This window comes from Streptomyces ureilyticus, assembly GCF_011045025.1.
Classification (GTDB): Bacteria; Actinomycetota; Actinomycetes; order Streptomycetales; family Streptomycetaceae; genus Streptomyces; species Streptomyces ureilyticus.
Window position 1 is genome coordinate 15,756 of sequence record NZ_JAAKZX010000019.1, and the last position, 24,188, is coordinate 39,943.

General features: G+C 72.1%; 7 protein-coding genes. 4 read left to right on the forward strand and 3 right to left on the reverse strand.

The window, feature by feature from the left end:
• Positions 1-3 precede the first annotated feature (3 nt).
• The 3 genes from G6048_RS08995 to G6048_RS09005 all read left to right on the forward strand — a co-directional run bounded on the left by G6048_RS08995 (position 4) and on the right by G6048_RS09005 (position 2,160).
• Positions 4-1,113: a maleylacetate reductase gene (locus G6048_RS08995; RefSeq protein WP_235989549.1), complete on the forward strand. Its 1,110-nt coding sequence runs from the start codon at positions 4-6 to the stop codon at positions 1,111-1,113.
• Between the two features lie 81 nt (positions 1,114-1,194).
• Positions 1,195-1,623, forward strand: a complete 429-nt coding sequence (locus tag G6048_RS09000; protein WP_165338933.1) for a protein kinase domain-containing protein — start codon at positions 1,195-1,197, stop codon at positions 1,621-1,623.
• A gap of 210 nt (positions 1,624-1,833) precedes the next feature.
• Positions 1,834-2,160, forward strand: a complete 327-nt coding sequence (locus G6048_RS09005) for an STAS domain-containing protein (protein ID WP_165338934.1) — start codon at positions 1,834-1,836, stop codon at positions 2,158-2,160.
• A gap of 47 nt (positions 2,161-2,207) precedes the next feature.
• Here G6048_RS09005 and G6048_RS09010 read toward each other — a convergent pair whose 3' ends face one another.
• From G6048_RS09010 to G6048_RS09020, 3 genes are read right to left on the reverse strand one after another with little or no spacing between them, the layout of a single operon-like run.
• Complete coding sequence (locus tag G6048_RS09010) at positions 2,208-3,065, reverse strand: ABC transporter ATP-binding protein (RefSeq protein ID WP_165338935.1); 858 nt, start codon at positions 3,063-3,065, stop codon at positions 2,208-2,210.
• 3 nt (positions 3,066-3,068) lie between these two features.
• A complete protein-coding gene (locus G6048_RS09015) occupies positions 3,069-4,181 on the reverse strand; it encodes a FecCD family ABC transporter permease (protein WP_165338936.1) in 1,113 nt (370 codons plus the stop codon).
• A 2-nt stretch (positions 4,182-4,183) separates the two neighbouring features.
• Positions 4,184-5,209 (reverse strand): FecCD family ABC transporter permease, encoded by a 1,026-nt coding sequence (locus G6048_RS09020; RefSeq protein ID WP_165338937.1) that lies wholly within the window; start codon positions 5,207-5,209, stop codon positions 4,184-4,186.
• Positions 5,210-5,398: 189 nt separating this feature from the next.
• On the opposite strand from G6048_RS09020, the gene G6048_RS09025 reads away from it, so the two are divergent.
• Positions 5,399-24,169 carry an amino acid adenylation domain-containing protein gene (locus tag G6048_RS09025; protein ID WP_408056125.1) on the forward strand — a complete coding sequence of 6,257 codons (18,771 nt, stop codon included), beginning with the start codon at positions 5,399-5,401 and terminating at the stop codon, positions 24,167-24,169.
• Positions 24,170-24,188 lie beyond the last annotated feature (19 nt).

Genomic DNA, 24,188 nt, shown 5'->3' on the forward strand with positions numbered 1-24,188 from the left:
GCCATGAACGCCACGAACAGCAGGAACGCGATGAATGTCCCCGATTTCTCTTACGAGAGCCGGCCGATACGGGTCGTCTTCCGGCCCGGTGCCGCGACGGCCGCGCCGGCCGACGAGGCCGTACGGCTCGGTCTGCGGCGGTTGCTGGTGGTGTGCGGCAGGCAGGGCGCGGTCACCGCGCGTGCGGTCGCGGACTCGCTGGGTTCCCTGTGCGCGGGGCTGCACGCCGAGGCCCGTATGCACGTCCCTGTCGAGGTCGCCGACCGGGCCGTCGAGGTGGCGCACGCGGCGGGCGCCGACGGCTGTGTCGCGGTGGGCGGCGGCAGCGCGATCGGCCTCGGTAAGGCGATCGCCCTGCGGACGGGCCTGCCGCTGATCGCCGTGCCCTCCACCTACGCCGGCTCCGAGATGACCTCCGTCTGGGGCCTCACCGAGCACGGCGTCAAGCGCACCGGACGCGCCCCGGCCGTCCTGCCCCGCAGCGTCGTCTACGACCCCGAGCTCACCCTGAGCCTGCCCCCGGCCCTCTCCGTGACCAGCGGCTTCAACGCCGTCGCCCACGCCGTCGAGGCGCTGTACGCCCCCGACACCTCGCCCCTCGTCGCGCTGATGGCCGAGGAAGGCGTGCGCGCGATGACGTCCGCGCTCCCACGGGTGGCGGCCGATCCGGAGGCCATCGGGCCACGCAGCCGTGCCCTCTACGGGGCCTGGCTCTGCGGCTCCTGCCTCGGCGCGACGACCATGGGCCTGCACCACAAGTTGTGCCATGTACTGGGCGGCACCTTCGGCCTGCCGCACGCCGAGACGCACACGGTCGTCCTCCCGCACGCCCTCGCCTACAACGCACCCGCCGTCCCCGAGGCGATCACCGTCCTCAACCGCGCCCTGGGCACGGACAACGCCCCGCACGCCCTCTGGGAGCTGGCCGGACGCCTCAGCGCACCCCGTTCCCTCGCCCGACTCGGCCTGACCGACGACGACTTGACGGTGGCAGCCGGGCAGACCGCAGCCGAGGCGTACCCCAATCCGCGGACGGTCACGATGGGCGGGGCCCTGGAGGTGCTGAGGGCGGCATACGCGGGCCGGTCTCCGCACACTGTGGCCGTGGCGTAGAACGCTCCGGCGCGTAAGCATCCTGGCCTGAGCGGCCGGGACTGGCGTGATCGGGACGGGTCCCGGAAGTCTCGCGTAACCATGTGCCCCTGGCGATCGGTTGAGCACGTCGTGTGTACGTGGGCTGATCACACGCGCTTTGAATCCTCCCCTCCCTACGGCATCGCCCACCGGATGGCGGGCAGCACGTCCCACACCCGGCCGCAGCGGGTGATCGGCACGCCCGGCTATCTCGCCCCGGAGCAGCTGTACGGGGGTTCGGCCACGCCCGCGTCCGACCTGTTCGCGCTCGGTACGACCCTGTATTTCGCCGTCGAGGGCAGGGAGCCGTTCGCCGAGGGGGCAGGCAGCGGCTACCCGCCGGCTCCCGCGCCGCCGCGCCGTGCCGGGCCGCTCGGCGAGGTGCTGACGCAACTGCTGTCCGCCTCACCCCTGCACCGCCCGGAACACGGCGCGGTACTGCGCCGACTGCGCGAGCTCACCGGAGAGACAGGCGGGACCCCCTCCTGACGCGGCCCTTTCCTGACGCACCGCCATGTGGAGCGAGCCGTTACGCCTGTGTGGGGCGAGGGGAGGGTTCGCGCAGCCGCGCGGCGCGCACTTCTGGCGGCCTGCGAGGTGGAGTAGCAAGGGCACCGCTGGCAAGCGGGATTACGGCGCTCGCACCGCGACACAAGCGCCACTTGGAGCACAACACCCTTGGAAATCACGGTCATACGGATGCGCCTGCTGGCGGAGGCGCCGTTCCGGCTGTGGATGGCGGTCAGCGGCACGCTGGGCGCCACCACGCAACGGCAGCTGAGACAGCGGCTGCACGATCAAGTCGACGAAGGACACCGGGAGTTCTTCCTCGACCTACAGGAACTCCGCTGCGCCGAGGGGCTCTCGGACGGCGAACTGCGCGCGCTGTTCCCCAAGGACCCCGCCGTGCGCTTCCACCTCATCGGAGCCCCCGAATGCATCCGCGAGTGCGTCGCCGGCGACCCGGCGTTCACCCTGTACGCCGATCCGGAATCGGCCTGGTGCCAGTGGGGCAGGGGCGCCTGATCCGGCTCGTACGCCTCCTTCTCATGTACGAGCCCATGTACGAGTTCTCACGTACGGGCCGGCTCACCCGCGTCGGCCCCGTGGTGGCGCCCCATCGGAATGACCAGGGGTGTGCCGCTGACCGGGTCCATGGTGATCTTGCAGTTCAGGTCGAAGACGTCCGCGACGGTCTCTGTGGTGATGACCTCGGCCGGCGGGCCCTCGGCGACGATCCGGCCGGACTTCATGGCGACGACGTGGTCGGCGTAGCGGCAGGCCTGGTTGAGGTCGTGCAGCACCATCACGACGGTGCGCATCTCGCGCCGGTTGAGGTCGGTGATCAGGTCCAGTACGTCGATCTGGTGGGCCAGGTCCAGATACGTCGTCGGTTCGTCGAGGAGCAGTACGGGCGTGCCCTGGGCGACCGCCATGGCGATCCAGGCGCGCTGGCGCTGCCCGCCGGAGAGCTCGTCGACGGGACGGTCCGCGAGGTCGGTCATGGCGGTGGCGGCCAGCGCCTGGTGGACGGCCTGTTCGTCGGCCTTGGACCACTGCCGCCACCAGGTCTGGTGCGGTGAACGGCCGCGGTTGACCAGGTCGATGACGGTCAGTCCCTCGGGGGCCACCGGGCTCTGCGGCAGGATGCCGAGGCGCTGGGCGAGTTCCCGGGACGGTATGGACTGCAGGGCCCGGCCGTCCAGGTGGACGGCGCCCTCACGGGGTGCGAGCAGCCGGGCCAGGGCGCGCAGCAGTGTGGACTTGCCGCAGGCGTTGGCGCCGACGATCGCGGTGATCCGGCCGGGCGGGACAGCGAGGTCGAGGCCGTCCACGACCAGGCGGTTGTCGTACGCCAGGCGCAGTCCGCTCGCCCGCAGGTCCGGGTCGCTCCCGGGCGAGGCGTCCGCCGACTTGGGTCCAACCGACATGGATCAACCTCCTGAACCCGCGCGGTTCACGCGGACGAGCAACCAGAGCAGGACCGGCGCGCCGAGCACGCCGGTGACGATTCCGACCGGCAGTTCCGGGCCGGGGACGAGCGTACGGGCGATGAGATCGCTGCCGAGGACCATCAGGGCCCCGGTCAGTCCCGAGGCGACCGGGGGCGGCCAGGCGGTGCCGGCCAGCCGCTGGGCGATCTGCGGCGCGGCGAGCGCGACGAAGGCGACGGGGCCCGCGGACGCGGTGGCGAAGGCGATCAGACCGACCCCGGTGAGCAGGATGGACAGGCGCACCAACTGCACCCGGGTACCGAGGCCGGTGGCCACGTCGTCACCGAGCTGGAGGGTACGCAGCAGCCGCCCGAGCAGCAGCGACGCCGGCAGCAGCACCGCCAGCACGATCGCGAGCGGGGCGACCTGGTCCCACGTACGGCCGTTGAGGTTGCCCACCAGCCAGCCGACGGCGGCCTGTGCCTCGAACCGTCCGCCCTTGGCCACCAGATAGTCGGTGGCGCTCGTGCAGATCCAGGCCACGCCGATGCCGATCAGGATGATCCGGTAGCCGGTGGTGCCGCGCCGCCAGGCCAGCGCGTACACGATCAAGGCCGTGGCCAGCGCGCCGAGCAGTCCGAGGGCCTGGGTGCCGAGGCCGCCGTCCCAGCCCAGCACGATGCCCGCGACCACGGCGGTGCCCGCACCCTGGGTCAGGCCGATCATGTCGGGGCTGGCCAGCGGATTGCGGGTCATGGTCTGGAACAGCGCGCCGGAGACGGCGAACGCGATCCCGGCCAGCAGTCCGACCAGGGCCCGTGGCAGCCGCAGTTCCTGGATGACGAGGACGGTGCCGGGGTCGCCGGCGCCGACGAGGGCGCGTACGACGTCGGCGAAGGCGATCGGGTAGTCGCCGATCGTCAGGCCCCAGCAGAACAGCAGGAAGGTGGCCGTGGCGAGCACCGCGTTCAGCGCCACCAGGCGGGGGCGGAAGATCCCGGAGACCGGCGGTGCGGCCAGCCGGAAGGTGCGGTAGGAGCGGACGCGTGCGGGGGCGGGCGAAGTTCCGGAGTCCAAGGGGGACTTGGTGAGGGTGGACTTCGAGTTGGCCATGGTCACACCTCCGCGAGCCGGCGTCGGCGGACCATGGCGATGAAGAACGGGCCGCCGATGAAGGCGACGACGATGCCCGCCTGGACTTCGGTCGGCCGTGCGACGAGCCGGCCGACGATGTCCGCGGCGAGCAGCAGGCTCGGGGCGAGGACAGCCGACAGCGGCAGCAGCCAGCGGTGGTCGGGGCCGATCCCCGCCAACTGGGCGAGGACCCGGGCGACATGGGGGACCACCAGGCCGATGAAGACGATCGGGCCGATGACCGCGACCGCGGCTCCGGTCAGCAGGGTGACCGCGGCGACGCCCTGCAGCCGGATCAGGCCGAGGCGTCGGCCGAGTGAGGCCGCGACGTCCTCGCCGAGGGCCAGGCTGTTGAGGGCCGGCGCGCAGGCCAGGGCCAGAATGAGGCCGGCGGCGAGGAACGGCAGGATCCGCAGCACCGTGGCGCCGTCCTGGTCGGCCATCGAACCGGCGGTGAAGAAGCGGTAGCGGTCCAGCGCGTCCGGGTCGGTCAGGACGATGGCGCTGGTGAGCGAGCTGAGCAGAAAGGTCACCGCGATACCGGCGAGCGCCAGCTTCACCGGCGTCTGGCCGGAACGCCCAAGGCCGCCGAGGAGGTAGACCACGACGCTCGCCGCGAGCGCGCCCGCGAAGGCGAACCACACGTACCCGTAGAAGGAGCCGAACCCGAACACCCCGACCGCCAGCACGATGGCGAAGGACGCGCCCGCGCTGACCCCCAGGATCCCGGGATCCGCCAGCGGATTGCGGGTCAGGGCCTGCATGAGGGCGCCTGCCAGACCCAGGGCGGCGCCCGCCGCGAGGCCGAGTGTGGTGCGCGGCACCCGTGCCGACCAGACGATGTTGTCCACGAACCGGCTCGGCGCGTCGCCGAACAGTGTCCGGATCACCTGGCCCGGCGGGACACTTGCCGCGCCCAGCGCGAGCGACAGCAGACAGAGCACCACCAGAACAGCGCCGAGCAGCGCCACCAGCAGTACGGGGCGAAGTCTCGTGCCCCGCTTCACCGTTCGGTCTCCACGGACCCGACTCCCTTAGGTTAGGCAGACCTTAATCCTAGTCGTGAGCTTGGCCGCCGCAGGGATTGGGTCTTTTGGTTAGGTAATCCTTACCTTAGTATGACCTGCGGTCCTCCGGCAGAGCCGGTTTCGCACACCCGGGAGGCACGGTCAGCTGTGTCCGGTTTCGTAGAGCGTGTGTCTGGCATCGACGACAACGAAGTACAGGCTTTTTGGAGTCGACGGCTCGACCCGCTCCCTCAGGAGACAGCCCTCCCGGTCGATTTCCCGTATCCCTTGCGGCCCGGCGGGGAACACGGGGCGGTGAGCCGCCCGTTGGGCACCGCGGCCGACGAGGCGACGCTGCTGTCCGCGTACGTCGCGGTGCTGCACCGCTACAGCGGCGCGCGGGACATCACCGTCGGGTACGACGGACTGCCGGTTCGCGTCGCCCTGGACGGCGGTACGGAGTTCACTGAGCTGGTGCGCCGGGTGGCCGAGGCCTGTGCGGAGGCCCGGGACCACCGGGTCGAACTGTCCACGCTCATCGCCCAGTTGCGTCCGGAGCCCACCCGTGGCGGCGGTCTGCTGTTCAACACGGGCTTTGGGGACAGCGGATCGGCCGGTCCGCTGGACGTCACGCTCGAAGTCACCGCCGGCGAAGTCTCCGCGGGTGAAGTCGCTGCGGGCGAAGTGCGCGTGACCTACCGTCAGGACCTGTTCGAGGCCGCCACCGCCGAGCGCATCGCGGACCACTACGCGACCCTGCTGGCCGACGCCCTCACTCGGCCGCACACTTCCATAGGCGAACTGGAACTGCTCGCCGCCGACGAGCGCCGGCGCATCGTCGAGGAGTGGAACGACACCGAGCACGACGTACCGGCCCGCACCTGGCCGGAGTTGTTCGCCGAGCAGGTGCGCCTGCGCCCGGACGCCGGCGCCCTCGTTTTCGAGGACACCCGGCTGACCTACGCCGAGCTCGACGAACGCGCCAACCGGCTGGCCCACGCCCTCATCGCGCGCGGCGCCGGACCCGAACGGGTCGTCGCGCTCGCGGTGCCCCGCTCGGCCGAGCTGATCATCGCCGAGGTCGCCGTGCTCAAGTCCGGCGCCGCCTACCTGCCGGTGGACACCGACTACCCGGCGGACCGCATCTCCTACATGCTCACCGACGCGGCCCCCGCCTGCCTGGTCACCACCACCGAGGCCGCCGCCGACATCCCGCCGAGCGACGGCGTGGACCGCCTGATCCTCGACGAGCCCGACACCGTACGGGAGTTGGGGCAGCGCCCGGCGCACGATCCCACCCCCGAAGCGCTGTCCACCGGCAACGCCGCCTACGTGATCTACACCTCCGGCTCCACCGGCCGCCCCAAGGGCGTGGTGCTCTCACACGCGGGCGTCGCCAAGCTCGTCGCGACACAGACCGAGCGCTTCGGCATCGGCCCGCACAGCAGGGTGCTCCAGTTCGCCTCGCCCAGCTTCGACGTGGCGTTCTGGGACCTGTGTCTCGGGCTGCTCTCCGGCGGCCGGCTTGTCGTCGTACCGGCCGAGCGCCGGGTGCCGGGCGCGCCGCTCGCTGAGTACGCGCACGCCCACGGCATCACCTTCATGATCCTCCCACCGGCCCTGCTCGCCGCCATGCCCGAGGACATCGAACTGCCGCCCGCCACCCTCCTCGCCGGCACCGAACGCGTCTCGCCCGAACTGGTCGGCCGCTATGCGCGCGGCCGGATGATGTTCAACGCGTACGGCCCCACAGAGGCGACCACCAACTCCACCCTCGGCCTCTGCGACCCCGACACCCCCGCCGGCACCATCGTGCCCATCGGCGTCCCCGACCCCGGCACCCGCGCCTACGTCCTCGACGCCCGGCTGAAGCCCGTCCCTGCGGGCGTGGCGGGCGAGCTCTACCTCGGCGGCGCGGGACTGGCCCGCGGCTACCTGGGGCGGCCGGACCTGACGGCCGAGCGGTTCGTCGCGGACCCGTTCGGGGCGCCCGGCGAGCGGCTGTACCGCACCGGCGACCTGGTGCGCTGGAAGGCCGACGGACGCCTTGAGTTCCTCGGCCGGGCCGACTCCCAGGTGAAGATCCGCGGCTTCCGCATCGAACCCGGCGAGGTCGAGTCCGTACTGCGCGGCCACCCGGCCGTCGACCAGACGGCGGTCGTGGTGCGTGAGGACCGGCCCGGCGACCGCAGGCTGGCCGCCTATGTCGTGCCTTCCCTGGACGCCGAGGCGGCCGGGGACGAGACCGAGCAGGTCCAGGAGTGGAAGGACCTGCACGAACTGCTCTACTCGGCGGCCGGATCCGAGGGCCGCCAGGACAGCTCAGCGGGCTTCCGCGAGAACTTCGCGGGCTGGAACAGCATGTACGACGGCCTGCCCCTCCCCGTCGACGAGATGCGCGAGTGGCGTGACGCCACCGTCGCCCGTATCGAGGAACTGACGCCCCGCCGGGTGCTGGAGATCGGCGTCGGCAGCGGACTGATCCTCTCCCGTGTCGCGCCCGGATGCGAGGCGTACTGGGGCACCGACCTCTCCGAGGAGGCCGTACGCGCCCTGCGCACCCAGGTCGAGGCGGTGCCGGAGCTGATCGACCGGGTCCGCCTGAGCGCCCAGCCCGCGCACGACACCTCCGGGCTGCCGAAGGGGTACTTCGACACCGTCGTCATCAACTCCGTCGCCCAGTACTTCCCGAGCGCCGACTACCTCGCCGAGGTCCTGGCTGCCGCGTCGGAGCTGCTGGCGCCCGGCGGTCGGCTGTTCGTCGGCGACGTCCGCAACGCCCGTCTGCTGCGCTGCCTGCGCGCGGCCGTGGAGACCCGCCGCGCCGCCGCCGCGGAGGACAAGCAGGCCCTGCGCACCGCCGTGGAGCGGTCGGTGGCCTGGGAGGGGGAGCTGCTGCTCGACCCCGACTTCTTCGCCGCGCTCGACGGCTTCGACGCCGACATCCGCGTCAAGCGCGGAGCCCATCACAACGAGCTGACCCGGTACCGCTATGACGTGGTGCTCACCAAGCGGGCCGCCGCCGCTCCTGCTCCGGCTGACGGCGACGAGATTGCGTGGGCCGACCTCGGTGGCCTGGACGGCCTCGACGCCCGCCTGAGCGAGGGGCCTGACGTGCTCCGGGTTGTGGGCGTACCGAACGTCCGGCTCGCCGAGGACCTGGCCGCGTTGGCCGCACTGGACGACAGCAGCCGCACCGCCGCACCTGCCGACGCGCCGGACCCGGAGGAGTTCCACACCCTCGGTTCGCGGCACGGGCATCGGGTCGCCGTCACCTGGAACGGCTCCGCCGACGACGGCAGCCTCGATGTGCTGTTCGCCCTCGGTGACGCCCCGTACGACGGCCGCTTGTACCGCCCGTCCGGCACGGCGGCGCACGCCAACCGCCCCGCGCCCTTCCGCGACGTGAACGCCCTGATGAGGGCGCTGCGTTCGTACGCCGCCGACCGGCTCCCGGAGTACATGGTCCCGGCCGCCGTCGTCCCCCTTGACCGTCTCCCGGTCACCCCCAGCGGCAAGCTCGACTCGGCCGCGCTGCCCACCCCCGACTACGGCGCCCTCAGCTCCGGCCGCCCGCCGCGCGACGCCCGCGAGGAACTGCTGTGCGCGGCCTACGCCGAGGTGCTCGGCCTGCGCTCGGCCACCATCGACGACGACTTCTTCGCCCTCGGCGGCGACAGCATCACCGCCATCCAGCTCCTCGTCCACGCCCGCCGGGCCGGGCTGCGGCTCAGCTCCCGCGACGTCTTCCGGCACCGTACGGTCGCGGCCCTCGCCGAAGCCGCCGACGTACGGACCGACACGCAGGACACCGAGCAGGACACTCCGCTACTCCGGCTCACGGAAGCCGAACTCGCCGAGCTGCAAGGTGAACACCCGGTCGGCGTCCAGGAGTTGCTGCCGCTGAGCCCGCTCCAGGAGGGCTTCTACTTCCACTCCCTCGTCGACGGCGCCGATCGCGACGCGTACGTCGTCCAGCAGGCCCTCGAACTGTCGGGCCCGGTCGACGGCGAGACCCTGCGCCGGGCCGCCCAGCGCGTCCTGGAGCGGCATGCCCCACTGCGCGCCTGCTTCCGCCCGCTCGCCGACGGCCGCCCGGTGCAGATCGTCGCCGACCGGCTTGAGCTGCCCTGGCGCGAGGTGGACCTGCCCGCGCAGGACGCGGACGCCCGGCCGACGCTCGCCGACGCGGTCGCCGCCGACGAACGTGCCCGGCGCTTCGACCTCGCCCGCCCGCCGCTGGTGCGCTGCGCGCTCGTACGGCTCGGCGAGAACCGCAGCCGACTGCTGCTGACGTTCCATCACATCGTCGCCGACGGCTGGTCCCTGCCGGTGCTGCACCGCGAGCTGATGGCCTGCTATGGGGACACGCCGGCCGAACTGCCCGAGGTCGCGCCGTACGACGCGTATCTGCGCCGCCTGGCCACCGCCGACCGCGACGCCGCCCGCGAGGCCTGGCGCACCGCCCTCGCCGGTCTCGACGAGCCCACGCGGCTGGTCGAGGCGCCCGCCGACGGTACGCCGATCGAACCCGCGCAGGTGCGTGTCGAACTGTCCGAGCAGGTCACCGCCCGGCTTGCGGCTCGTGCTCGGGAGCTCGGGGTGACTCTGGGCACGGTCGTGCAGAGCGCCTGGGGTCTGCTGATCGGGCGGCTGGCCGCCCGGCAGGACGTGGTGTTCGGCACCACCGTCTCCGGCCGTGACGCCGAGGTCGAGGGCATCGAGTCGATGGTCGGGCTGTTCATCAACACCCTGCCCACGCGCTTTTGCTGGGAGCCCGCCGACACCCTCGCCGAGCTGCTCGGCCGGCTCCAGGACGAGCAGGCGCGGCTGCTGGACCACCAGCACCTCGGCCTCGCGGAGCTTCAGCGGGTCGCCGGGCTCGCGGGCAGCGGCGAACTCTTCGACACCCTGGTCGTTTTCGAGAACTACCCGTCCGCGACCGGACTCACCGACCCCTCCGGCACCGTCCACGTCACGGGCCACGAGTTCCACGACGCCGTGCACTACCCGCTCGCCCTGATCGTGAAGCCGGGCCGCCGACTCGACCTGCGCCTCAAGCACCATGCCCAGCGGCTCGACGCCGAGAGCGTGCACCTGATCGCGGACCGGCTCACCCGGATCCTGGACGCCCTCGCCGCCGACCCCGGGCAACCGGCGGCCAACCTGGAACTGCTCTCCGCGGAGGAACTGTCCCTCGCCCACCCGGCCGGCGAACGACGCGACGTGCCCGAGACCACGCTGGCCGCCGCCTTCGAGAGCCAGGCCGCCCGCACCCCGCAGGCAACGGCCGTGGTGTACGAGGACGAGACGCTCACGTACCGCGAACTCGACGTCCGCGCCGAGGAGTTGGCGGCACGGCTCCGGGCCCGGGGCGCCCGCCCCGGCGCGGTCGTCGCGGTCGCCGTACCGCGCTCGGCGGAACTCATGGTCGCCCTGCTGGGTGTGCTCAAGTCCGGCGCCGCCTACCTCCCGGTCGACGTGGACTACCCGGCCGACCGCGTGACGCACATGCTCACCGACTCCGGAGCGGCGACGGTCGTCACCACGACGGCCACCGCTCCCCGGCTGCCCGAAGTCCCCGGGCTCACACCGTTGTTGGTGGACACCCCGGCCGAGTACGTGCCTGAAGCCGCGTCCGTCTCCGTTCCCGCGCGTCCCGACGACCCGGCCTACCTGATCTACACCTCCGGCTCAACCGGCCGTCCCAAGGGCGTAGTTGTCACCCACCGTGCCATCATCAACCGCCTGGCCTGGATGCAGGGCGAGTACCAACTTGCCCCCGACGACCGCGTGCTGCAGAAGACCCCGGCCAGCTTCGACGTCAGTGTCTGGGAGTTCTTCTGGGCACTGTGCGAGGGTGCCGCAGTCGTCCTCGCGCGCCCCGACGGACACCGAGACCCGGCGTACCTGGCCGAGCTGATCCGCGAACAGGGCGTCACCACCCTGCACTTCGTGCCCTCGATGCTCGAAGCCTTCCTGCAGTCGGAGGAGATCACCGCCGACCCGGCCTGGGCCGCCTCCCTGCGCCGCGTCTTCAGCAGCGGCGAGGCGCTGCCCGCCGCCGCCGCGTCCCACTGGCACGAGCTCACCGGGGTACCGCTGCACAACCTGTACGGCCCCACCGAGGCCGCCGTCGATGTCACGTACCACGCGTACGACGGCGCACCCGGTACCACCGTGCCCATCGGCCGCCCGGTGTGGAACACGGGCCTGCGGGTGCTGGACTCCTGCCTGCGTCCAGTGCCGGAAGGCACCCCTGGCGAGCTGTACTTGACCGGCGTTCAGCTGGCGCGCGGCTACCATGCCCGGCCGGGACTGACCGCCGAGCGGTTCGTCGCCGATCCGTACGGCGGGCCGGGCGAGCGCATGTACCGTACGGGCGATCTGGTGCGCCGCCGCGCCGACGGAACCGTCGAGTACCTGGGCCGCACCGACCGTCAGGTCAAGATCCGCGGCAACCGCATCGAACTCGGCGAGATCGAGGCCGCGTTGGGCCGACAGCCAACCGTCTCTCAGGCCGCCGTGACCGTCGCGGGCAGTGCACTGATCGCGTACGTCGTCCCCACCCGCGACGCCCGGCCGGAGCCCGCCGAACTCCAGGCCGCCCTCGCCGATTCGCTGCCCGCGCCCATGGTGCCCGGTGCCTATGTCGTCCTGGACGCCCTGCCGTTGACCCCCAGCGGCAAGCTCGACCGGGCCGCACTGCCCGCGCCCCAGACGGTACGCGCCGAGGTGCGGGCCCCGCGCGACGAGCGCGAGCGCGCCCTCACCGAGATCTTCGCGGCCGTGCTGAAGCTGGACGAGGTCGGCATCGACGACGACTTCTTCATGCTCGGCGGCGACAGCATCACCTCGATCGGCGTCTCCAGCCGCGCCCGCAGGGCGGGCCTGGAGCTCAACCCCCGGGACGTCTTCGAGCACCGCACACCCGCGGCCCTCGCCGCGGCGGCCGTCCCCGTGGCCTCGGCCCGCACGCTGACCTCCGCGTTCTCCCTGACCGCCGCGGAGACCGAACGCGTCCACCGGCTCAGCCCGTACCCCGTCGAGGACATCTGGCCGCTGGCCCCGCTCCAGGAAGGGCTGTTCTTCCACTCGACGTACGACGACAGCGCCCTGGACGTCTACACCGTCCACGAGTCGTTCGACTTCGCCACGCCCCTCGAAGCGGACCGGCTGCGCACCGCGGCCCGCGTCCTGCTGGAACGCAACCCCAGCCTGCGCGCCGGGTTCACCAGCGAAGGCCTGCGCCAGCCGGTGCAGTTCATCGTCCGCGACCCGGAGATCCCGCTCCACGAGGTCGACCTGTCCGGGTTGCCCGTCGTCGAACAGGACGTACGGCTGCGGGAGTTGATGGACGAGGAGCGCACCCGCCGCTTCGACCTGACCCGGCCGCTGCTGTTCCGGATGCTTCTCGTGCGGCTCGGCGAGGAGCGCGGTGACCGTCTGGTCGTCGGACGCCATCTGCTGCTGTGGGACGGCTGGTCGGCTTGGGTCTTCCTGGACCAGCTCTTCGCCCTGTACGAGTCCGGGGGCGACGCGAGCTCCCTGCCCGCGCCCGGCTCGTACCGCGACTACCTCACCTGGCTGGAGGCCCAGGACACCTCCGTCGCCACCCGTGCCTGGCGCTCGGCGCTCGCCGGTCTGGACGAGCCCACCCTGCTCGCCGCCGCCGACCAGGGCCTGGAGCCGGACATCCCGGAGAGCCTGGACGCCGCCCTGCCCGCGGACCTGGGCGAGCGGCTGCGCGACACCGCACGCCGGCACGGACTGACCCTCAACACGGTGCTCACCGCCGCCTGGGGCCTGACCCTCGCGAGCGCGACCGGCCGTACCGACGTCGTCTTCGGCACCACCGTCGCGGGCCGGCCGAGCGAGGTGCCGGACATCGAGAACGTCATCGGCATGTTCCTCAACACCGTCCCCGCCCGCATCGCCTACGACCCCGCCGAGCCCGTACTCGGCCTGCTGCGGCGCGTCCAGGACGAACGCCTTGCCGTGATGCCGTACGAGTACCTGGGTCTGGGCGTCCTCCAGGCCGAGACCGGCCACCGCCGGCTGTTCGACACGCTCTTCGTGCTGCGCAACAGCGACACGGAGGAACGGCTCGCCGAGCTCGCGGACCGGCACGGCGCCCGAGCCGTCGCCAACGTCGACGCGACGCACTATCCCGTGAACCTGGTCGTCACCCCGGGGCAGCGCATCCAGGTCACCCTCACCCACCGGGCCGACGTCATCGGTGGGCGGCAGGCCCAGGACCTGCTCGACCGCTTCACGCTGCTGCTGGAGCGGCTGGCCCAGGACCTGGACGCCCCGGTGGGCGGCCTCGACCCGCTGCTCCCCGCCGAGCACGCCGAGTTGGAGCGCGAGCGGGCCGCGAGCCGTGTCCCCGACCCCGAGGACACCATCGCCGACCTCCTCGCAGCACAGGCCGCCGCCACTCCCGAGGACACCGCGCTCGTCTTCGGCGACACGACGCTGTCGTACGCCGAACTCGACACCCGTATCAACCGCATGGCCCGGCTGCTGCTCGCCCGCGGTGCCGCGCCCGAGAAGGTCGTCGCCCTCGGGCTGCCCCGCTCCCTGGACATGGTCGTCGCCCTGTTCGCCGTACTGCGCACCGGGGCCGCGTATCTGCCGCTGGAGCTGGACTACCCCGACGACCGGCTCAGGGCGATGCTCGACGACGCCCGGCCCGCGCTGATCCTCTCCACCGAAGCGGTCGCCGCACGACTGGAGGGGGCCGCCCCCGACAGCCCGCGCGTGCTGCTCGACGACCCGGCGGTGACGGCCGAAATCGCCGCGTTCTCGGGCGACTTGACGCGCCAGGTGTTCAGCCTGGAGCACCCGGCGTACGTCATCTACACCTCCGGCTCCACCGGCCGACCCAAGGGCGTCGTCACGCCATACCGCGGCCTGACCAACATGCAGCTCAACCACCAGCGGGAGATCTTCGAACCGGCCATCGCCTCGGCGGGCGGCCGTAGGCTGCGCATCGCACACACGGTGTCCTTCGCCTTCGACATGTCGTGGGAGGAGCTGCTGTGGCTGGTCGAGGGGCATGAGGTGCACATCTGCGACGAGGAGCTGCGGCGCGACGCCGAGGCCCTGGTCGCGTACTGCGAAGCTCATCGCGTGGACGTCGTCAACGTCACCCCCACCTACGCCCATCTCCTCATCGAGCAGGGACTGTTGGAGGGCCACCGGCCGCCGCTGGTGCTGCTCGGCGGCGAGGCCGTCTCCGAGACGGTGTGGAACCGGCTGCGCGACACCGAGGGCACGTATGGCTACAACCTCTACGGGCCGACCGAGTACACCATCAACACCCTCGGCGGCGGCACCCTCGACAGCGCGACCCCGACGGTCGGGCGTCCGATCCGCGGGACCCGCGCCCACATCCTGGACGACTGGCTGCGACCGGTTCCGGACGGCGTGCCCGGCGAGCTCTACATCGCCGGCATCGGCCTGGCCCGTGGCTACCTAGACCGGCCGGGACTGACCGCCGATCGCTTCGTGGCCGACCCGTTCGGCGAGCCGGGCGAGCGCATGTACCGCACCGGCGACCTGGTACGCCGTCGCGCCGACGGCAACCTGGACTTCCTGGGCCGCACCGACGACCAGGTCAAGATCCGCGGCTACCGGGTGGAGCTGGGCGAGATCGAGACCGCGCTTGCCCAGCACCCCCGGGTGGCCCAGGCCGCCGTCCTCGTCCGCGACGACCGGCTCGTCGGTTACGTCGTCCCCGACCGGCCCACCGGCGGCGACCGGGACACCGCCGAGCGTGAACAGGTCGGCGAGTGGCAGGAGATCTACTCCGACGAGTACGAGGAGATCAGCACCGCCGTCTTCACCGAGGACTACGCCGGCTGGGATTCCTCGTACGACGGGCAGCCCATCCCCTTCGACCACATGCGGGAGTGGCGCGAGGCCACCGTCGAGCGGATCGGTTCGCTGCGGCCCCGGCGGATCCTGGAGATCGGCGTCGGCTCGGGCCTGCTGCTGTCCCAGCTCGCACCGCGGGCCGAGGCCTACTGGGCCACCGACTTCGCCGCCCCCGTCATCCGCAAGATCGGCGAGGACCTGCGCCAGGACCCGGAACTCGCCGCCAAGGTCACGCTGCGCGCCCAGCCCGCCGACGACCTCAACGGGCTGCCCGGCGACGGCTACTTCGACACGATCGTCATCAACTCCGTCATCCAGTACTTCCCGAGCATCGACTACCTGACGTCGGTGATCCAGGGCGCCATGGAGCTGCTCGCCCCCGGCGGCGCGCTCTTCGTCGGCGACGTACGCAACCTGCGGCTCGCCCGCACCTTCCAGACGGAGATCCAGCTCGCGCGCGGCGTGAGTGGTGACGCTCTGGGCAGGGCCGTCGAACGCGGACTGCGCCTGGAGAAGGAACTCCTCGTCGACCCCGACTACTTCACCACCCTCGGCTACGGAGTCGACCTCCGTACGAAGCGCGCCCGCCATCACAACGAGCTCAGCCGCTACCGCTATGACGCCGTGCTGTACGCGGGCGATCCCGCCCTGCGGCTCGACGACGTCCCGGCTGTCGACTTCACCGGGGACCTCGACCTGGCGGAGCTCGTCGCCACGGCCCCGCTGCGTCTCGCCGGTGTCCCCGACGCCCGTATCGGAGCCGACGGGGGAGTGGACCCGCAGACGCTGCACGACCTCGGCGCCGAACGCGGGTGCCGCGTGCTGACCACGTGGTCCCGCGAAGTGGGCACGTACGACGCCGTGTTCCTGGCCGATGACGGCAAAGAGACTGCTGGGCTGACTGCTGGCCTGTATCTCCCCGGCGGCGGGGAAGCCCCCTACGCCAATGAGCCGACCGCCGCGCGCGACGCGAACAGCCTGGTCCGGCAGCTCCGCGAGGACCTCAAGCAGCGGCTGCCCGACTACATGGTCCCGGCCGCCTTCGTCACCCTCGACCGGCTGCCCATGAACGACAACGGCAAGCTCGACGTGCGCGCCCTGCCCGAAGCCGAACCGGCCGTCGCGCTCGGCACCGGACGAGGACCGCGCACTCCCGAAGAGGAGGTGCTCTGCCGGCTCTTCGCGGAGGTCCTCGGCCTGCCCGAAGTCGGAGCCGAGGACGCCTTCTTCGATCTCGGCGGCCACTCCCTGCTCGCCACCAGGCTGATCAGCCGGGCCCGCACCGAGCTGGGCGCCGAACTGGCGATCCGCGACCTCTTCGAGGCCCCGACACCGGAGCTGCTCGCCGCCCGCGCCGACGGCGGACGCCCGGCACGCCCGGCCGTCGTGCCCGTCGTCGACCGTCCCGAGCGCATCCCGCTGTCGGCGGCCCAGCGCCGCCTGTGGCTGGTGGAACAGATCACGGGCAGCGGCGTCGCGTACAACTTCCCGCTGGTCTTCCGGCTCCGCGGCGAACTCGACCTGGACGCGCTGCGGACCGCCCTGCGGGACGTGGCCGGCCGGCACGAGGCGCTGCGCACTGTGTTCCTCGAGGAGGACGGGGAGCCGTATCAGCGGATCGTCCCAGCGGCCGAGAGCGAGCCATCGTTCACCGTCACGGACTGCCCGGATGGAGACGCCCTGCCCACTCTCATCGAGACGGCCCAGCGCCGCCCCTTCGACCTCAGCCGTGAACTCCCGCTGCGCTGCGAGGTGTTCCGGATCGCTCCGGCCGACCATGTCGTGGCCGTGGTCCTGCACCACATCACCACCGACGAGTGGTCCGACCGGCCGTTCCTCAACGACCTCACCACCGCTTACCGGGCTCGTCGCGAGGGCCGCGAGCCGGAGTGGGCACCGCTTCCGGTGCAGTACGCCGACTACACGCTCTGGCAGGACACCCTGCTCGGCGGTCGGCTCGGGGAGGAGCAACTCGCCCACTGGACCGATGCCTTGCGCGATCTCCCGGAGGAACTGACCCTGCCACTCGACCGGCCCCGCCCGGCCGAGCCCACGGGCCGCGGCGGCAAGGTCCGCTTCGAACTGCCCACCGACACCGGCAGGGAACTGCGCGAGCTGTCTGCCGCCACGGGCACCAGCATGTTCATGCTGTTCCAGGCCGCCACCGCCGCCTTGCTGCACCGGCTCGGTGCCGGGGATGACATTCCGCTCGGCGCACCGATCGCGGGCCGTACGGATGACGCGCTCGACGACCTGGTCGGCTTCTTCGTCAACACGCTTGTCCTGCGCACCGATCTGTCCGGCGGTGACCTCACCTTCCACCAACTCCTCGCTCATGTACGGGAGTCGGCGCTGGAGGCGTTCGAGCACCAGGACCTGCCCTTCGACCAGGTGGTCGAGGTGGTCAACCCGGCGCGCGTGGCCGGGCGCAACCCGCTCTTCCAGGTCATGCTCGGATACCACTACCGGCCCGACGGTGACCCGGACGTGCTCGGCATGCCGACCGAGTGGTTCGACATGGACACCGGCATGGCCAAGTTCGACCTCCACTTCACCTTCGTGGACGAGGCGGGCCGGGACCGTCTGGTGCTGCTCCTGGAATACGCGGCCGACCTGTGCGACGAGACGACCGCGGAGCGGCTGGCCCGGCGTCTGGTACGGCTGCTGGAGCAGGTGGTGGCCGATCCGGACCAGCCCGTACGGGACTTGGAGGTCCTGGAGGAGTCCGAGCGGCAGTCCGTCCTCGGCCGGTGGAACGACACCGCGCACGATGTGGAGCCGACCACCCTGCCGGAGCTGTTCCGCGCCCAGGCGGCCAGCACACCCGACGCGCTCGCCCTCGTCCTCGGCGAACAGCGGCTGACCTACGCCGAGTTGGACTCGCGCGTCGAGCACACCGCGCGGGTGCTGGCCGGCATGGGCGTGGGCCCGGAGGGCACGGTGGCGGTCGCGCTGCCTCGATCGGTGGACCTCGTGGTGGCGCTGCTGGCGGTGCACCGCGCCGGTGGGGCGTACCTGCCGCTGGACGCCGACTACCCGGAGGATCGGCTCGCCCTCATGGTGGAGGACGCGCGTCCCGTGTGCGTGATCCGGGACGCCCTGCCGGATGGACCGGCTGGCGAACTGCCGCTGGGCTACGACCCGTTGAGCCCGGCGTACGTCATCTACACGTCCGGTTCGACGGGCCGTCCCAAGGGTGTGGTGGTGCCGCACCAGGGCATCGTCAACCGTCTGCAGTGGATGCAGGCCGCGTACGAACTCACCGGTGATGACCGGGTGTTGCAGAAGACGCCGTCCAGCTTCGACGTGTCCGTGTGGGAGTTCTTCTGGCCGCTGATCACCGGGGCGACTCTCGTCCTGGCCCGGCCGGAAGGCCACAAGGACCCGGCCTATCTGGCCGAGTTGATCCAGGAGCAGCAGATCACGACGGTGCACTTCGTGCCGTCGATGCTCCAGCTGTTCCTCGAGGAGCCCTCCGCGGCGCGGTGCACCGGTCTGCGCCGTGTGATGTGCAGCGGCGAGGCCCTGCCCGTACCGCTGGCGAACCGCTTCCACCAGGTGCTCTCCGCCGAGCTGCACAACCTCTACGGCCCGACCGAGGCGTCCGTCGACGTCACCGCGATCGAGGTGCGACCGGAAGCGGAGAGCGTGCCGATCGGCCGCCCGGTCTGGAACACCGGCGTGTACGTCCTGGACGCCGGGCTGCGTCCGGTACCTCCGGGCGTCCCCGGCGAGCTCTACCTGGCGGGTGTCCAGCTCGCCCGGGGTTACCTCGACCGTCCCGGCCTGACCGCCGAACGGTTCGTCGCCGATCCGTACGGCGAACCCGGCGCCCGTATGTACCGCACGGGAGACCTGGCCCGCTGGACGGCCGACGGCACAGTCGAATACCTCGGCCGCACCGACGACCAGGTCAAGATCCGCGGCTTCCGTATCGAACTCGGCGAGGTCGAGGCCGTGCTCGCCCGGCACGAGGCCGTCGCCCACGCCGTCGTCGTTCCGCATGACCAGCGGCTCGTGGCGTACGTCGTCCCGGCGCCGGACCGGACCCCCGAATCCGCCGCCTTGCGCGCCCATACCGCGGCAGCTCTGCCCGAACACATGGTCCCCGCAGCCTTCGTGGCCGTCGACGCCCTGCCGCTCACCCCCAACGGCAAGCTCGACCGCAAGGCCCTGCCCGCCCCCGACTTCACGGCGGATACGGGCAGCGGCAAGGGGCCGCGCACCCCGCGCGAGGAGATCCTCTGCGGACTGTTCGCGGACGTGCTGGGCCTGGAACGGATCGGTGTCGACGACGACTTCTTCGCGCTCGGCGGCCACTCGCTCCTGGCCATGCGGCTGGTCAGCCGTGTACGGGCGGCTCTGGGAGTCGAGCTGGCGCTGCGCACGGTGTTCGAGGCCCCGACGGTGGCCCGGCTCGCGGAGCAGACGGCGGGTGCCGCCGACGAGCCCGCGCGCCCGGTCCTGACCGCTGCCTCCGACCGCCCCGAACGGCTGCCCCTGTCCTTCGCACAGCAGCGCCTGTGGGTGCTGTATCAGGTGGAGGGCCCCAGCCCCACGTACAACATCCCGATCGTCTGGCGGCTCTCCGGAGCGCTCGACACGGACGCGCTCCAACTCGCCGTCGACGATCTGGTCGCCCGGCACGAGCCGCTGCGCACCGTCTTCCCCGAACAGGACGGCCACGCCCACCAGTTGATCCTCGAACCGGAGCAGGCCGGAATCGAGGTGGAAATCACCCGCACCAGCGAGGAGGACCTGGACGGGCGGCTCGCCGAGGCCGCCGCGTACGGCTTCGAGCTCGACCGTGAACCGCCGCTGCGCGTCCGCCTGTTCCAGGTCGCCGACGATGAACACGTACTGCTGCTCCTGCTCCACCACATCGCGGGCGACGAGTGGTCCGACGGGCCGCTCACCCGGGACCTGACCGACGCCTACGAGGCACGGGCCGCGGGCCGTGCCCCGGACCGGGCACCGCTGCCCGTCCAGTACGCCGACTACGGCCTGTGGCAGCGGGCGATGCTCGGCGACGAGAAGGACCCGGCCAGCCTGGCCTCACGCCAACTCGCTTTCTGGCAGCGGAACTTGGCGGGGCTCCCCGAGGAGCTCGCGCTGCCCGCAGACCGGCCGCGTCCGCTGGAGGCCAGCTACCGCGGCGGGTTCGTGCACATGCCGCTGGACCCGACGTTGGCGTCAGAGCTGCGCGAACTGGCCCGCAAGGGCAACGTCAGCATGTTCATGGTCGTCCAGGCCGCTGTGGCCGCGCTGCTGACCAGGCTCGGCGCCGGTACGGACATCCCGATCGGCAGCCCGATCGCCGGTCGTACCGACGAGGCGCTGGAGGACCTGGTCGGGTTCTTCCTCAACACGCTGGTCCTGCGCACCGACACCGCGGGCGACCCCACCTTCCGCGAACTGCTCGGCCGCGTACGGGAGACGGACCTCGCCGCCTTCGACCACCAGGACGTGCCGTTCGAGCGGGTGGTGGACGCGCTCAGCCCCGCTCGTTCGCTCGCGCGGCACCCGCTGTTCCAGGTCATGGTCGTCTACCTCGCCGCGGGCGGTGACGAGGACGGCTTCGCCGGGCTGCGCGCGCGGCGGGAGGAGATCGGCCAGACCACCGCCAAGTTCGACCTCTCCTTCGACTTCGTGGAGCGGGCCGACGGCGAAGGCGTCGACGGAGTCCTGGAGTACAGCACCGACCTGTTCGACCACACCACCGCCGAGGCCTTCGCCGAACGGCTCATCCGCCTGCTGCGCGCGGTCGTCGCCGACCCCGACACCCCGATCACCCGCATCGACGTCCTCGGCGCCGCCGAACGCCGACGGATCCTCACCGAGTGGAACGACCGGCCCGTACTCGCCCCGCCGACCACCGTCCCGGCCCTCTTCGAACGGCAGGCCGAACTCTCCCCGGACGCCCCCGCCGTGGCCTCCGACGGCATCCGGCTGACCTTCGCCCAGCTGAACGCCAAGGCCAACCGGCTCGCCCGGCTGCTCCTCGCGCACGGCGCCGGACCCGAGCGGATCGTCGCCTTGGCACTGCCCCGTACCGCCCGCACCCTGCTCGCCATCCTGGCGGTGCAGAAGACCGGTGCCGCCTATCTGCCGCTCGACCCGGACGCCCCGACGGGCCGCACCCGCGACATGCTCGACGACGCCCGCCCGCTGCTCGTCCTCACCACGAAGGACCTCGCCCCGCTGCTGCCCCCGGACGGCCCGCCGACCGTGCTCCTCGACGACCCGCGAACCACGGAACTGCTCGCGGCCGAGAGCCCTGCCAGCCTTCTCGACACCGACCGCACCACCCCACTGACGCCGCGCCACCCGGCGTACGTCATCTACACCTCCGGATCCACCGGCCGCCCCAAGGGAGTTGTCGTCACCCACGAGACCGTGGGCAACCTCTTTCACAGCCACCGCGAGACGCTGTACGCACCGGCCAAGGCCGCCACAGGCCGGCGGCATCTACGGGCCGGACACGCCTGGGCGTTCTCCTTCGACGCCTCCTGGCAACCGCAGTTGTGGCTGCTCGACGGCCACTGCGTCCATGTGGTGTCCGACGAGACCCGCCGCGACCCCGAACTGCTCGCAGCGGCCGTCATCGAGCACGGCTTCGACTTCCTGGAGGTCACGCCGTCGTTCTTCGCGCAGATGGCGGAGACGGGGCTGGTCCGCGAGGACGGCAGCTGCCCGCTCGCCGTCGTCGGCGTCGGCGGCGAGGCCGTACCGGTGGCGCAGTGGGAGCGGCTCGGGCAACTGCCCGGCACCGAGGCGTTCAACTTGTACGGGCCTACCGAGTCCACCGTCGACGCCCTCGTGGCGCGGGTCCGCGACAGCGACCGGCCGCTCGTCGGCCGACCCGTGGCGGGCACGCGGGCGTACGTACTCGACGACCGGCTGCAGCCCCTACCGCCCGGCGTCACGGGCGAGCTGTACCTGGCCGGCGGCGGACTGGCCCGCGGCTACCTGGACCGCCCCGCGCTGACCGCCGAACGCTTCGTCGCCGACCCGTTCGGACCGCCCGGCTCGCGGCTTTACCGGACCGGCGACCTGGCCCGCTGGACCGCCGACGGACAGATCGACTACCTCGGCCGCGCCGACGACCAGGTGAAGATCCGCGGCTTCCGTATCGAGCCGGGCGAGATCGAGTCGGTGCTCTCCTCCCATCCCGACGTCGCCCAAGCCGTGGTGACGGTGCGCCAGGAGGGTCCGCGAAAACTGCTGGTGGCGTACGTCGTTCCAGTCGCCGGACAGCTCCCCGACACCGGGCGGCTACGGGCGCACGTCGGTGGGCAGTTGCCGGACTACATGGTCCCGGCAGCCGTCGTACTCCTGGACCGGCTGCCCGCACTGGCCAACGGCAAGCTGGATCGGGCCGCCCTGCCCGCCCCGGACTTCAGCGCCGTCTCCACCGGCCGGGCTCCCGGCACGGAACTGGAGAAGACCCTGTGCGGCGTCTACGCCGACGTACTGGGACTCGACCAAGTCGGCGTCGACGACGACTTCTTCACGCTCGGCGGCGACAGCATCGTGGCCATGCAGCTCGTGAGCAGGGCTCGCGCGGCGGGTGTGCGGATCACCCCGCGCCTGGTGTTCCGGCACCGTACGGTCGCCGCTCTCGCCGAGGTGGCCACGGCTGCCCGACCCGAGGCAGCCGGTGCCCGACCGGCCGACGACGGCATCGGCACCGTGCCGCTGACGCCGGTCATGCACTGGCTGCGCGAACTCGGCGGCTCCTTCAAGGGCTACCACCAGGCGGCCCTGGTCCGGACGCCCGCCGCCCTGGATCGGCCGAAGCTGGCCGCCGTGCTGCGGGCCCTCGCCGACCGGCACGCCATGCTGCGCGGCACGCTGGTCCGCACAGCAATGGATGACTGGACCATCGAGGTCCCGGGCCCGGACGCGGTGGACGCCGAGGAGTGGATCGAGCGGGTCGACGTGCGCGGGTTGGACGGCGAGGCGCTGCGGACGGTGGTCGCGGAGCACGCCCTTGCCGCCCGCGCGACGCTCGACCCGGATGCAGGCGCCATGGTGCGGGCCGTGTGGTTCGACGCAGGCGGTGAGCCGGGCAGGCTGCTCCTGATGGCCCACCACCTCGTCACCGACGGCGTCTCCTGGCGCGTCCTGCTGCCCGACCTGGCCGCCGCCTGGCAGGACGTCGCAGCAGGGCGCCCAGCGGAACTGCCGCCCGTCGACACCTCCTTCCGCACCTGGTCCCGCAAGCTGACCGAGCTGGCCCAGGACCCGGCCCGCGAGGCGGAACTCCCCTTCTGGACCGGCGTGTTCGAAGGCGCCGCGCCCTTCCCGCTGGACCGGCCGCTCGACCCGGACCGCGACACCGTCGGCACGGTACGGGAGCTGGCGCTGCGCCTGCCCGCCGACCAGACGGGCCCGCTGCTCTCAGCCGTGCCCGCCGCCTTCGGCGCGAACGTCAACGACGTCCTGCTCACCGGTCTCGGCCTCGCCGTGGCCGACTGGCGGCGACGCCACGGGGACGGCTCGCAGGGCCCGGTCCTCGTCGACCTCGAAAGCCACGGTCGCGAGGAGGAGTTGGCGGGGGACGCCGATCTGTCGCGTACGGTCGGCTGGTTCACGAGCGTCTTCCCGGTCCGCCTGGACACCGGCCCGGCCGACCTGGACGACGCGCTCCAGGGCGGCCCGGCCGCGGACGAGGCGGTGGCCGCGGTACGCCGGCACCTGGGCTCACTGCCCGCGAACGGCGTCGGCTACGGCATGCTGCGCCACCTCAACCCCCGTACGGCACCTGTCCTCGCCGCCTTCGAGACACCGGCGATCGAGTTCAACTACCTCGGCCGCTTCGGCATCCCCGAGGACACGGACTGGTCGTACGCCCCGGAGGAGGACGTCGCGGACATCGGCGCCGAACCGGAGATGCGGGAGGGCCACGCCCTCGGCATCAACGTCGTGACCGAGGACCGCGCCGACGGCCCCGTCCTGGCCGCCCACTGGTCCTGGCCCGAAGCAGTGTTGTCCGAGGAGGCGGTCCGCGATCTCGCCGAGACCTGGTTCCGCGCCCTGAAGGCCCTGGTCACCCGCACCCAGCACCGTCCCTAGCCCCTAATCCCTGGCCATC

What these genes read in the sequence shown, in the direction of transcription:
- G6048_RS08995 (WP_235989549.1), top strand. Translation starts at nt 4, where the DNA reads ATGAACGCCACGAACAGCAGGAACGCGATGAATGTCCCCGATTTCTCT.
- G6048_RS09000 (WP_165338933.1), top strand. Translation starts at nt 1,195, where the DNA reads ATGTGCCCCTGGCGATCGGTTGAGCACGTCGTGTGTACGTGGGCTGAT.
- G6048_RS09005 (WP_165338934.1), top strand. Translation starts at nt 1,834, where the DNA reads ATGCGCCTGCTGGCGGAGGCGCCGTTCCGGCTGTGGATGGCGGTCAGC.
- G6048_RS09010 (WP_165338935.1), bottom strand. Translation starts at nt 3,065, where the DNA reads ATGTCGGTTGGACCCAAGTCGGCGGACGCCTCGCCCGGGAGCGACCCG.
- G6048_RS09015 (WP_165338936.1), bottom strand. Translation starts at nt 4,181, where the DNA reads ATGGCCAACTCGAAGTCCACCCTCACCAAGTCCCCCTTGGACTCCGGA.